This window comes from Bacillus sp. NS1, from assembly GCF_058248265.1.
Window position 1 is genome coordinate 194,612 of sequence record NZ_JBZAZF010000004.1, and the last position, 12,933, is coordinate 207,544.

A 12,933-nucleotide genomic window follows, 5' to 3' on the forward strand; every position below is an offset into this window, starting at 1 on the left:
GTGAAATACTCTCAATCGATCACAACAAAATCCTGCACCTTCACTTGTTCCTCAGGCAAATCAAACTGATAGAGCATCTTCTTAGAATGGATATCAAACACACCCACGTACCCGCCAATGCCCTTATTATGCTCTTCCTGGGCAACAATATACAGTTGATTCCCCTCAAACTTTGCATCCATATAACGGAATTTTAAGCCATATGTGCGAAAAGAAAAGTCCTTCCCATACTCAAGCAGGTTCGCTTCCCCCTCTTTGTCTTCGTACGTCACGTAAAAATGGCCGCTTTCTTTGTCATAGTACACGGTATCAGCATATTCAAGCTCATCAGGATACGGAATATATGTCGTCTTCCATGTCCCTTTTTCAATCACAGTCAGTTCATGCTGCGAGCTCGCGACAATAAATTCGGCTGAGTCTGCGAATTGATCTGCATATGAAGCTAAACCCAAAGTCTTAATCATTTCCTCTGTCTTTCTATCAATCACGTAAATAGACATACCCTGAATAATATAAATATAGTTCTCATCACTAGACCCCATCGTGACAAGCGAAGGCAAGGTAAGGCTATATTCCTTTTTCGTCTTTCTGTCGTTTATATGGATGTCATTCCCCATCGTATCAACGTTATAGGCCTTAACAGAAACATCCTTCCCCTCATACCAAAACGAAAATGGATTTGATAGCGGATGCTTTTTTATGGCATCCTTCTCCAGCGTGTAATAAAAGGACTCATGTTCCGCTAATAACACAATGTCTGTTGATGCGTAAGACTTCGTTTGGATGTATGGCACATCCGCCACCTTGAATGTACGCCTGTTAAATTTTTCGCCTGTTGAAGTCGAAAGCAGCGTGCTTTCTTTTATGAAAGGATTGGAGTAAATAAAAAAGATGCGGTCTTCTTCGGGGTGGATGGCGGGAGCTCTGACAGGAATATTGTTTTTATCATGTAATTGTATATATAGAACAAATAGGATGATGCATATCATTAACCCTAATAAACCGAATGTAATGCGTTTTTTCTTCATCACCATGCTCCTCTTCCAAAAAATGTTTAGTGAACAATAACATTTCGACCATGTTTCCACCAATCCCTTCATGAACAAAGACGCATGCCAAATGACTCATTTTTCCACCAAAACACGTTCTCACCCCCACCCTCATCCTGCCCCGTGGTAAAATTTTGATATTGAGCGAACAAAAGAAGGGAAATGGTCATGAAAGTACTTGAAGCGAAAACACTGCTTTCGGAAGCGACAGACCGTGCAAAAGAGTATAAAGAACTAAGAACGCAAATGGTAAACTTGAGAAAAGCGTTAAAAAGCGTCGCTGATCTCAGTGACAGCGAATTCTCAGGAAAAGGCGCCAGCAATATAAAGGCATTCTACCACGACCACGTCGGCGTCACCGACCAATGGATCGACTACATCGACATGAAAATCGCATTTTTCAACAGCATCGCCGGAGCAGTCGAGGATAAAGCCCTCTCTGACGCATACATCGAAGAATCCTTCCTGGAACACGAACTGGCAAATGCCAATAAAAAATCAAAATCCATCATGTCCGAACAGAAAAAAGCGATGAAAGACATCCTGAACGATATCGACGACATCCTCCCGCTCGACCTGTTTTCAACAGAAACCTTCAAAGACGAGCTGGCCGATGCCAACGACAAACGCAAAAAAACACTGGAAAAATTGGACGCCTTGGACGAAGACCTATTGACAGAATACGCCCTGTCAGAACCAAACGAACAATTCATTAAGTCCGACTTCCAAAAGCTCCAAGAGGCAACAGGCAAAGGCAAAAACGCCACACCCATCCACTACAACGCCAAAGCCTACCGTGAGAGTGACATACATAAGAAAAAAGGCGACATTGAAAAGCGGACTGAGGCTTACTTGAAGATTAAGAAAGAGGAAGCGAAGGAACGGGAGATTGAAAAACTGAAAGAAAGAATGAAAAACTACGATTATGCAGATGCCGATGAATTCTACGAAATGGCAAAAACGATCGGCTATGAAAATCTGACAGCAGAACAACAGAGATACTTCACCCAAATTGAAAACACGCGTGAGTTTGAAGCAGGTTTCAAAGGGGTCGCCGTTGGCCTTTATGATTCCGGAAAAGACGCGGTCACAGGCCTGTGGGATATGGTCACAGATCCGGGCGGAACCGTTGAAGCCATTACAGGAGCGGTGGCTCACCCGATCAAAACGTATGAAGCCATTTCAGCGGCAATCGAAGAATCATACCAAAAAGACATGGTGAATGGTGACACCTACTCAAGAGCAAGATGGGTGTCATATGCGGTTGGCACGGTTGTCACATCAGTTGTCGGCACAAAAGGCGTTGGCGCCGTCTCAAAAACTGGCACAGCTGCCAAAGTAACGACCAAAGTCAAAACAGCAGCAAGCAAATCAGCAAAAGCTCAAAAAGCCATAACAGTCTCAAAACAAACCATTGATCACATCAAACAAAAAGTAAACAAAGGCATAGAAGTATCAAAAAAACAGGTCAAAACCAAATTAAATCAAGTCGGAGATCTAACCCTTGCGGATATTCTCCCATATCACCCGCGTCACGATTTAGTGCCGGCAGGCGTTCCTTACAACGCAGTCAATGGGGTCACACTTAAAGAGGGACTGCAGAAATTCGCCAAGGTCATCCTGCCGAAACCGTACGGAACTTCTTCAAGCGGTAGACGAACACCAGCGCCAGTTGTACCGCCGGTAACCGTCAAATACGGCGAGCATTATGCAAAATGGAGCAGAAAGAAAGTGCTGAAGCCGAATGTTGTCTATAAAACAAAAGAAGGCTACACGTACACCACTGACAACTATGGTAGAATTACAAGTGTCAAAGCAGACTTGCTGCTGGGAGAAGCAAAACGAAACCAGTATGCACAGTCCAATGCTGGAAAGCCCCAAGACCGAAAGCCTGACGATGATGGAGGGCATTTAATCGCCACCCAATTCAAAGGCTCAGGCCAGTTCGACAATATCGTGCCGATGAATTCTCAGATTAATAGGAGCGGCGGGAAATGGTATGAGATGGAGCAGGAGTGGGCAAAAGCTCTTAAAGAAGAACCTCCCAAATTAGTAACAATTGAAATTAAGCCTATTTATAGTGGAGACTCTTTAAGACCTAATTTATTTAAAGTCAAATATAAGATCGGGAATAAAAGATTTAAAAATGTTAGAATAAAAAATCAAGCAGGAGGCTGATATTGTGGAAACTGAAAAGATGGGAGTACTATATCAAAAAATCGCTGAGCAAATAAATGAAATTATCCCCTCTGAGTGGGAGAAGGTTGCTCTTTATGCCGAAATTTTAGATGATTCTTCAGAAGTTTACTTTTTCTTTACTATTCCACAAAATCAGGAATATATATATTCCCACGATATTCCTGAACACTTTAATGTTAATGAAGATATATATGACGAACTTCTATATGAATTGCATGATTATTTCGAAGAGTTACGAAATGAATTTAAAACAAACAATGAGGACTTATGGACAAACCTCACTTTACATTTAGAAAGAAGCGGGAAATTTTCAATAGATTATGATTACACCGATGTCATTGCCTCAGACTTAAATGGTACTCAACGACAAGTGGTATGGGAATATAAAAATTTAGGAATATTGCCTGAAGATGAGGAAGATAAACAGTTTGTAATAAACTACTTCGGTCTATAATTCAAAAATAGCTCAGCTTTTTACTGCTGGGCTATTTTATATTCTCAGGTTGGCTTTTATGGAAACCAAAAAAACAAACCTATTATCTTTAATACAAAGGATAGTGAAGAAAATCATTCATTTCCATAAATCCCTAATTCATTACAAGTTTGTGATCAAATTTATGCTTCCATGTTTATTGCACTTCAAAATTAATTTGACGAACTGATGAAAACACCTTCATATCATTACTTAAACATCTTAACAAATAACGAGGTGGAAATTTTGGACTTATTTGAAGAATGCATCGAAGTCCTTAGAGATCCTAAAGTAATTTTATCAGATGAGCTAACCGAACAATACTTTAAGACACCAAACAACAAATTCCCGATAACCAGTTGGGCTAGAATTGAATAGGACAAAGTACCTCAAAAAGATATATAGAAACCTATGATGATCTATATAATAGAAAAGTCTCAAGGGATTGTAGATACAACCATTAATCTTCTATGGAATCCATCGGATTTTCCTGTTGTGAGGACTACATTAGAAAATGCAATAGAAGTGCTAGATAACGTACTTGCTGTAGGTTCAGATACTTATATGTACAGCGACCACGGTTTTGTTATTGAATTTTTCCATGATGGTGAGGTCACAATCGGGAGAAGTGAATAGTAGTAAGCTACTTTTTTGAAATTTAGATTTGTCTATCGAAATCTTAATATTACTATTAATCTTCATTTTTTCTTTAAGAGTTTCAATTGTCACATTAGTCGCTACTATTCCGCCAAAAAAATATTTATCAAAATATTCCACAAAATTCTTTTCTATTTCTTCAAAAACTTCTTTGATGATGGGCTTCGTAACAAAAATCACTCTAAATCTAAATTATAATCAAGCATTCAATTCTCCTTCTTATAGTTTGAATACAACTATATTTTACTTCAAAACACATAAATAAAAGTGTCCTATTTCAATTTTCCTAGTTAGAAATCCTAAATGAAACCTAGCATTTGAAATTTAAATTAAGAAACTTAAATCTGACAGTATGAACCTTCTTAAAGAAAAAAGAGATTGAAAGCTAAGTCATATATTGAAATGAACGAGATTACTAGAGAAAGAAGACTCGGTGAAGGTGAGTAAAAAAACTTCTCTGTGGAGAACGGACCTATTAATTAATTCAGAAATGCAAACTGAAAACAAAAGATCAAAGTAATTTTCACCGAGGCTACGGCCTTCGCTATAATTCATGGGTTGAGGTATGTACTTTTCTTTTTTGGTAAATGTTAATAATTTCTTGGTATTGTAAATGTACTGCCCTTTACTTTCTACAGCTACATTTTTTTTTCATTTTTAGGTCGAGGCTAAATATATCGTTACACTCAAGGCATAATAAAAGTTTCATTTATATCACCAATTGTTTCAGCTTGTCTACGCAAAATATTTTAATTTGATTCATACCAATGATACTCGTCTAAATATTTATTCTTACTTGGAAAACCGGAGCTAATTAAATCTGACAATTTCTTGGATTGTTCAGAGTCACCTAATGTGTATTTGCACATATGTATTAATTTTTCTTTTTCAATTGGTAATTCATTTACCTTTAATTCCTCAAATAAATTAAACAATTCACCAATTACTCCAAGTATTATAGCTGTTTCACTAGTATAAATTAGATTTGATTGTTTTTTGATATATTCTCTTTGGAAGTAACTCTTAAAATTGTCCAATTCCAAATTAAAGTCCAATTGTCTATAACCTTCAAAAGAATAATTCTCAAGGTTTCTTTCTTCGGTAAGATGCTGCGGGTAACTATAGGTCATTTCAGTGATACCGAATTCTTCTGTATTTAAAGCAGAATACTTATTCCAGACGTAGCTATGTGAACCACCGCTTCCTAAATTATTAGTGATTATCAGTTTTCCTTCATTTAAAGATGGATTAATATCGATTTCAATGCCGTACTTTGCATGACTTGCCACAAAACTTCCGTTCTTATTTATATTATTTTGATAACCTTTATTATTTACTAGCTTATAAATATCCTCAACGAAGTTATCACTACTCCCAGAAACTATATATCTTGACTTTCCCGATAAGGTAATAATACTGTTTGCTATATAAAATTTTGCATAATATGCAGTAATTTCGATCCAATGTTGTAGTCCACCATCATATAGTTTTAATGCACATAAATAGTTATAAAAAGCCTTATAAAAGTTAAATAAAGATTCATGTAACAATAACGCCTTAAAATATTCTAAATCTTCCTGTTCTAATTCAATTTCAACCTGATTATTATTCAAAGAACTTTTAAATATGTCAATATTTTCAGGATATACTTTTTTAATAAAAAGGGGAACATTCCACTCGCTAGGTCTAGGAGGTATTCCTCTTATAGATAAACTTTTAGTTTTATAACCCGTTTCTTTATAAAATTCAATCAAACTTTTTCTATCCATACTTTCCCCCTTAAACACCTTATAAATTACTTAAATGTACCTTATACTTTGGTTTATCTCTGTCCATACTTAACTAAGTTGTTAGTGCAACTTGTATGTCAGACAGGGAAGAGATGCATAAGCATCTCTTCTTTTAATACTTAAAAAAATAGGTTCGGCTTAGATTAAGCCCTAAACTTCTTAAAGTTCTCTGACTGTTCGAATATCTCTTTAAAGATCTCGTCTTTAGGGACAGGAGGGTAATCGTTTTCAGCAAGCGTTAATATAAGATCAACTTTTAGCTCTGCCTTAATATCATCTCTACTCGGCCAGTCTGTATATCTAGCTTTATCCGCGATAATTGCCTTTATTTCTTGTGATAGTTTAATAAGTTTGTCGTGCGGGTATTCAAATTCATGTTTCTCGAAAATTGCTTTGAGAATATCGTAAAAAGCCTTTTCCTCATAATCAATCCCTAACTCCTTGAAAGAGTCCCGCTCTTTCATTAGTTCTGCGAACAAATCAGCAAATTGTTCTGCAACATCATCCAAAACATCACTTTGCAAAGCTTAGAAGTCTTTTCTTTCATTATATTGTTCAACCAATTTTTTAAATCTTTTTAAAAAGTCGACACCCTGAATTTTATTGTTTTTTTTAAATTCCTCAATTGCTTTTGACAGTAGTTTTTGTAGAAGCTTAATTTTAGTGTTTGGTAGTTTGATTTTATTAATCTTAGCTAAGTATTCATCACTAAATAAATCCGCACTATTTTTCGGGTCATTTTTATCTAACTTGAATACTTCTTCCACACCTTCACTTATCAACGCTTCCTCCATCATTTGCCTTACTTTTTCGTTCATTTGGGCAGTATCCGGAGCATCACCTTTTGTTAGTTTATGGATGAACACCGGTGATTAATTACCGATTTGCCACCCAACATTTGAATAGAAGCAGGTATTACCCTTATCGGGAGCCTGCTTCATTTTTTAAAATCATCTGCGATACTACCTCCACATGATTCGTATGCGGAAACATATCCACAGGCTGCACTTCGCGCGTCACGTACCCGCCATCCTCAAGCACCCGCAGGTCTCTTGCCAGCGTGCCAGGATTACAGGACACGTACACAACCCGCTTCGGCTTCATCTCGACAATCGTGCGCAGGAGGGCTTCGTCGCAGCCTTTTCTTGGCGGGTCGACGACGAGAGTATCGGCCGTGATGCCTTCTACATACCACTTTGGAATCACGGTTTCCGCTTCCCCGACCGCGAATTCTGCGTTTGTGATGCCGTTGAGCTCAGCGTTTCGTTTCGCATCCTCAATCGCTTCCGGCACAATCTCTACACCGTACACTTTTTTCGCTTGCTTCGCCAAGAAGAGGGAAATCGTTCCGATGCCGCAGTAGGCGTCGATGACGGTTTCTTCTCCTTGCAGCTCCGCGTACTCAAGCGCTTTGTCATAAAGCACTTTTGTTTGCTCTGGGTTAACCTGATAGAACGATCTTGCGGAGATGGCGAATTTGACGTCTCCGATGAGGTCGTAGATGTATTCTTCGCCCCAGATGACGTTTGTTTCGTTCCCAAAGATGACGTTTGTTTTGTTTGGGTTGATGTTTTGCACGATGGATTTGACGTGCGGGAATTGCGCTGTGATGTCTTCAATGATCTTCGCTTTGTGCGGGAAGTCGTTCGTTCTTGTAATGAAGACGATCATCATTTCTCCCGTTACCACGCCGTATCGAACCATAATATGGCGGAGCCAGCCTTTGTGGCGTTCTTCGTTGTAGGCTTTGACACCGTATTTGGCGCAAATGTCTTTGACGGCTTGGACGGCTTCGTCGTTTTTGGATTGCTGGATCAGGCAGGCGCTCATGTCGATGATGTCATGGCTTCTTTGCTGATAGAATCCGGCGACGAGTCCGCCTTCTCGTTCTCCTACCGGCACCTGCGCTTTGTTTCTGTAGTTCCAAGGGTCTTCCATGCCGAGTGTCGGGTGTACGGTGACGTTTGACAGGTCCAGCTTGCCGATCCGTTCTAAGACGTCTTTGACTTGTTTCTGTTTAAACAAGAGCTGGCCTTCGTAGGTCATGTGCTGAAGCTGGCAGCCTCCGCATTGCTTGTAGATTGGACATGGGGCGTCAGTTCTGTGCGGGCTTTCTTCCTTCAGCTCGATCAGGCGGCCGAAAGCGAACCCTTTTTTGACGCGTGTCACTTTGATTTGTGCTTTTTCCTCCGGCAGACCATTTGGCACAAAGATTGGGAAGCCTTGGATCTTTGCGACGCCCGCTCCTTCGTGGGTCAAATCCTCAAATGTCACGTCGTAGTATTCGTTTTTTTCTACTGGGGGTTTCATTTTCATCTATAATCACCTCTAGTTTTAAGCGAAAGAAAAACTTGGCCTGTACAAGCCAAGTTTTTAGTCATCCAGCTGTTCCGCTTTCTCCTTCGGCATGACGACGTGAATGTGTCTATACAGATTCACGAATTCGCCCGGCAGCATGCCGCCGTACTCGCCGTCCAGGTTCAGCTGCATCTTTTCTGATACATTGACTTTCACGCGGTTCGCTTTTGTATAAATAATGTGCTGGTCGTTGATGTGTTCGCCGCGGAGCGCCATCGTTGCGACTCTGATAAATTCAGCAAGGTTTGCTTTCTTTAATATCATCAAATCAAACATGCCGTCATTCAGGCTGGAATCCGGTGCGAGTTTTTCGAACCCGCCGACGGAATTTGTCAGCGTGACCAAAAACAGCATGATTTCACCTTGAAACAGCTTGCCGTCATATTCAATCTCGACTTCTGTCGGACGAAGTGAAGGCAGCATTTCCATTCCCTTTAAATAATAAGCAAGCTGGCCGAGCATCGTCTTGAGTTTGCTTGGCACGTCGTACGTCAGTTCCGTCAGACGTCCTCCTCCGGCGATATTGATAAAATACTGGCCGTTCACCTGTCCGATATCAATCGGGCGGGCAACACCGTTAATGACCGTATCTGCCGCTTTTAAAATATCCTCGCGCGGAATATTGAGCGCTCTGGCGAAGTCGTTCGTTGTGCCGACAGGAATGACACCGAGTGTCGGACGGTTGTCTAAAGGCGCAAGCCCGTTGACGACCTCGTTGATCGTTCCATCTCCTCCTGCTGCAACGATTAAGTCAAACTCACGCAATGCCGCTTCCTTGGCGGCGTGCGTAGCGTCTCCTGCGCATGTCGTGGCATGGGTGGAGGTTTCATAGCCGGCTTGTTCAAATTTTTGCAGGACCTGGGCAAGATGCTTTTTAAAGATCTCCCGTCCTGAAGTCGGATTGTATATTATGCGTGCACGTTTCATTATCTCATCATCCTACTTAAGAGTATCCGATCCATTTTTACACTAACAACCTTTAATTATACTATGAGTTAAAAAAATCGCAACAAAATGTACATAATCTTACAGGTGAAAACGCACAAAAGCTCAAAACTGATTCTTGTTTTGAGCTTTTGTCATCCTTAACATTCTTTCAGCTTGATTGAAAACCTTTGTAGTCTAGGAAGGGGGAGCATTGGAGCGGAGCGAATGTAGAATTCGTGAGCACCGACGCGCAGACCTGACAACGAATGCGAGGGTTTTTCAACAAGCTGAAAGCCTCAGCAGAGCTGAGGCTTTTTGTTTTTTTACTCTTCTTCCGTTCCCGGTTTTTTCTTGCGGAACTTCGCCAATACTTCGTATACGATTGGCACGATTAAGAGCGTCAGAAGCGTCGAACTGATTAAACCGCCGATAACGGTTACGCCGAGTCCTTTTGAAATGACCTGGCTTCCGCCTTCGAATCCGAGTGCTAACGGAATCAAGGCGCCGATTGTCGCGATGGCTGTCATCAAGATCGGACGGAGTCGTGTAGAGCCGGCTTCGAGGAGCGCTTCTCTCGTAGACAGTCCTTCCGCTTCCTTGTGGATGACGCGGTCAATTAAGACAATGGCATTCGTAACAACGATACCAATGAGCATAAGCATACCGATCATTGCGTTCAGACTGATCGTTTCACCTGATACATAAAGTCCGACCAGGGCACCGATAACTGTGAACGGCAATGAGAACAGAATCGCAAATGGCGCTAGTGCTCCGCCGAATGTAATCACAAGCACGAGATAGACGATCGCAATCGCTGCAAGCATCGCTAAACCGAGCTTCGTAAAGGAATCAGCGATATCTGCTGATACGCCGCCTGTATCAATCGATACGTTATCAGGAAGGTCAAGCTTATCAATTTTCTTCTGGACATCAGCTGATACAGCTGTAACGTTGTCTGTTGTCACTTCACCTGTGACATCTGCATAGACTTTTCCGTCACGTTTTGACACTGTATCGGATGTTGATCCTTCTTTCACTTTTGCAACATCGCCAATTTTGACTTCCTGGCCAGTTGCAGAAGTGATCTTTTTGTTCTCTAAATCTTTCACACTCTTATACTCGTCTTTTTCTGTCTTAATGTTCACATCAAGCTCTTTGCCGTCTTTTTTCACGGTTGTGAGCGGTTCTTGTGATGTTTGTGTCATTAAGGCCTGAGAAATTTGAGACGCCGTTAAACCAAGTTTGCTTAATTTTTCTTGGTCAGCGACAAATGTGTACTCATCATATGTGCTGGAAAGGCCTGAGCTTACGTTTTTCAGATCCTTTTCATCTTTCATGACTTTTTCAATGTCTTTGACCGTGTCTTTAATGTCGTTTTCAGAATCGCCATACACATAGTATGTTAATTCATTGTTATTGCCTGAAGAGCTGAAGTCCTGTGACTTCCATTCTCCGCGGTCAGACTGCTTTTGGATTTCCTTCAGCACGTTGTCTTTTTCTTTATCAAAGTCTGGCGTGTCGCTTTCATATTTGATATAGAATAACGCACCGTTAGAATCTCCTCCGGCAAGCGGGCTGCCAGAGCCTAATGAATACTGAACCGTATCGATATGCTTGCGGTCAAGCAGGATTTTTTCCGCTTTTTCAGCTTCTTTTTCGGCTTCTTTTTTCGTTTCACCCGGTTCTGGGCTGTATGTGAGCTGCATCGTTTTTTCTTCCTGGGACGGCAGGTAGCTGGCACCGATTAACGGTACAAGGAACAAGCTTCCAAGGAGCATAAGAACAGCGATGATAGACGTGATCCATTTATGGCTCAGCGCCCAGTTCAATACTTTTTTATAGATGTTTGCAAGTCTGCCAGGTTTGTGTTCTTTCGCTTTGATTGGCGCACCTGTTAATGATTTTTTGAACAGGCTGTGCGCCAGCATCGGCACAAGCGTGATCGAAATCACCAGGGATGCGGCAAGCGCAAAAACAATCGTTAAGGCAAACGGGATAAACAACTCACCGATTTGTCCGCCTACAAGTGCGAGCGGCAGGAATACTGCGATTGTCACGATCGTTGATGACATGATCGGTTTAAACATTTCCTTCGTCGCTTCACGAACCAAAGCTTTTCCGCGGAGCGGCTCATCTTTGAGTCTCATGCGGCGGTAAATGTTCTCGATCACAACGATAGAGTCATCGACAACCCGTCCAATCGCAACTGTCATCGCACCGAGCGTCATGATATTCAGTGTGATATCAAGCTGTTGCAGCACAAGAAGTGCGATCAGCAATGATAATGGAATAGAAATAATCGAAATTAATGTTGATTTGATATCTCTTAAGAATAAGAGAATAATCACAATCGCAAAAATAGCGCCGAAAATGGCTTTGCTTAACATCGTTTCAACTGACTGTGTGATCGGCTCTGCCATATCGAGTGTTGCGCTGTAGTCGAAGCCTTTATGGTCTTCTTTAAACTTCTTCAGCTCAGCTTTGACATCGTCAGCAACCTCTACTGTGTTTGCATCGTTTGCTTTGACGATGTTAATGCCGATACTGTCTTTGCCATTTGTGCGTGAAACAGATTCAGCTTTTTTCACATCTTTCATTGTGGCAATGTCAGAAAGCTTGACCGTCGGCACGTCTGTGCTTGCGCTTTGCTGCGCCTGTGCTGCCGTGCTTTGAGCTGCTTGTGCACTCTGCGCTGCCGCTTGAGATGCTGCGCTGCTGCCAGCACTTGAAGCAGATGCCGTCGGGATTCTCATATTCTTCAAATCTTTGATTGTTTCAATATCGCCGCTTACGACAACAGATTTTTCTTTATTTCCGAATGTGTACAATCCAAGCGGAGTTGTCACATCTGAACCTTGAATCACTTGCTTGACTGTATCTTCATCAAGGCCGAATTCTTTCAGTTTGTCTTCTTTGAAAGAGAATTCAACCTCTTCCACCTGCTGGCCTGATACTTGGACTGAAGCAACGCCTTCTATGCCTTCAAGCTTAGAAACGAGGCTGTCCTCCACTTGTTTCGTCAGTTCTTGCAAGTTGTCTTTGTCACTGGACACGCTCAGCGTCAGAATCGGGAAGGAGTTCAAGCTGTAGCGTGAAATTTCCGGGTCCTTCGCGTCATCAGGCAGGCTGACGTTTTCTAATGCTTCAGCCGCTTCTGTTTTGGCTTTGTCCATATCTTTCTCATAGTCATATTCAATCATGACCGACGATGCGTTTTCATAGGACGTCGAAGTCACAACACTGACCCCGTCCAAATTCTGCACCGCTTGTTCAACCGGTTTGGTCACCTCATCAGCCACCTGGCTTGGCGTCGCGCCCGGATATGTCGTGCTGATCGTCAAGTAAGGCATGTTCACGTCAGGAATGGATTCTTGCTTCATATTCATACCCGCATACAAGCCGGCTGCTGTTACAATAATCGTCATCAGCCATACGGCGAATTTGTTTTTCAGAACGAAATTAATAACGTGATTCATCATAT

General features: G+C 41.5%; 8 protein-coding genes and 1 pseudogene. 3 read left to right on the forward strand and 6 right to left on the reverse strand.

Annotated elements, in window-relative coordinates:
• Nucleotides 1–11: 11 nt before the first annotated feature.
• Nucleotides 12–1,028: a hypothetical protein gene (locus tag AC4CV5_RS16675; protein ID WP_490923312.1), complete on the reverse strand. Its 1,017-nt coding sequence runs from the start codon at nucleotides 1,026–1,028 to the stop codon at nucleotides 12–14.
• A gap of 189 nt (nucleotides 1,029–1,217) precedes the next feature.
• Between AC4CV5_RS16675 and AC4CV5_RS16680 the strand changes: the two genes are divergently transcribed.
• The 3 genes from AC4CV5_RS16680 to AC4CV5_RS16690 all read left to right on the forward strand — a co-directional run bounded on the left by AC4CV5_RS16680 (nucleotide 1,218) and on the right by AC4CV5_RS16690 (nucleotide 4,356).
• Nucleotides 1,218–3,227 (forward strand): T7SS effector LXG polymorphic toxin, encoded by a 2,010-nt coding sequence (locus tag AC4CV5_RS16680; RefSeq protein WP_490923314.1) that lies wholly within the window; start codon nucleotides 1,218–1,220, stop codon nucleotides 3,225–3,227.
• Nucleotides 3,228–3,231: 4 nt separating this feature from the next.
• Nucleotides 3,232–3,702: an antitoxin YezG family protein gene (locus AC4CV5_RS16685; protein ID WP_248339911.1), complete on the forward strand. Its 471-nt coding sequence runs from the start codon at nucleotides 3,232–3,234 to the stop codon at nucleotides 3,700–3,702.
• A gap of 432 nt (nucleotides 3,703–4,134) precedes the next feature.
• The gene (locus AC4CV5_RS16690) at nucleotides 4,135–4,356 is read left to right on the forward strand and encodes a CDI toxin immunity protein (RefSeq protein ID WP_490923402.1); all 222 of its coding nucleotides are present in this window, start codon (nucleotides 4,135–4,137) and stop codon (nucleotides 4,354–4,356) included.
• 770 nt (nucleotides 4,357–5,126) lie between these two features.
• Here AC4CV5_RS16690 and AC4CV5_RS16695 read toward each other — a convergent pair.
• The 5 genes and pseudogenes from AC4CV5_RS16695 to srfP all read right to left on the reverse strand — a co-directional run bounded on the left by AC4CV5_RS16695 (nucleotide 5,127) and on the right by srfP (nucleotide 12,928).
• Nucleotides 5,127–6,146: a hypothetical protein gene (locus AC4CV5_RS16695; protein WP_490923315.1), complete on the reverse strand. Its 1,020-nt coding sequence runs from the start codon at nucleotides 6,144–6,146 to the stop codon at nucleotides 5,127–5,129.
• 164 nt (nucleotides 6,147–6,310) lie between these two features.
• Nucleotides 6,311–7,033: pseudogene (locus AC4CV5_RS16700) on the reverse strand (type I restriction enzyme endonuclease domain-containing protein).
• A gap of 55 nt (nucleotides 7,034–7,088) precedes the next feature.
• Complete coding sequence (gene rlmD, locus AC4CV5_RS16705) at nucleotides 7,089–8,483, reverse strand: 23S rRNA (uracil(1939)-C(5))-methyltransferase RlmD (protein WP_490923316.1); 1,395 nt, start codon at nucleotides 8,481–8,483, stop codon at nucleotides 7,089–7,091.
• Nucleotides 8,484–8,540: 57 nt separating this feature from the next.
• Nucleotides 8,541–9,452, reverse strand: coding sequence for a diacylglycerol kinase (locus AC4CV5_RS16710; RefSeq protein ID WP_003219448.1), 912 nt, complete (start codon nucleotides 9,450–9,452; stop codon nucleotides 8,541–8,543).
• A 323-nt stretch (nucleotides 9,453–9,775) separates the two neighbouring features.
• Nucleotides 9,776–12,928: a surfactin resistance protein SrfP gene (gene srfP / locus AC4CV5_RS16715; protein WP_490923317.1), complete on the reverse strand. Its 3,153-nt coding sequence runs from the start codon at nucleotides 12,926–12,928 to the stop codon at nucleotides 9,776–9,778.
• Nucleotides 12,929–12,933 lie beyond the last annotated feature (5 nt).

Excerpts from the sequence above, each read along its gene's own strand:
- AC4CV5_RS16695 (WP_490923315.1), bottom strand. The coding sequence starts at position 6,146 with ATGGATAGAAAAAGTTTGATTGAATTTTATAAAGAAACGGGTTATAAA.
- AC4CV5_RS16710 (WP_003219448.1), bottom strand. The coding sequence starts at position 9,452 with ATGAAACGTGCACGCATAATATACAATCCGACTTCAGGACGGGAGATC.
- AC4CV5_RS16690 (WP_490923402.1), top strand. The coding sequence starts at position 4,135 with ATGATCTATATAATAGAAAAGTCTCAAGGGATTGTAGATACAACCATT.
- AC4CV5_RS16680 (WP_490923314.1), top strand. The coding sequence starts at position 1,218 with ATGAAAGTACTTGAAGCGAAAACACTGCTTTCGGAAGCGACAGACCGT.
- AC4CV5_RS16675 (WP_490923312.1), bottom strand. The coding sequence starts at position 1,028 with ATGAAGAAAAAACGCATTACATTCGGTTTATTAGGGTTAATGATATGC.
- srfP (WP_490923317.1), bottom strand. The coding sequence starts at position 12,928 with ATGAATCACGTTATTAATTTCGTTCTGAAAAACAAATTCGCCGTATGG.
- rlmD (WP_490923316.1), bottom strand. The coding sequence starts at position 8,483 with ATGAAAATGAAACCCCCAGTAGAAAAAAACGAATACTACGACGTGACA.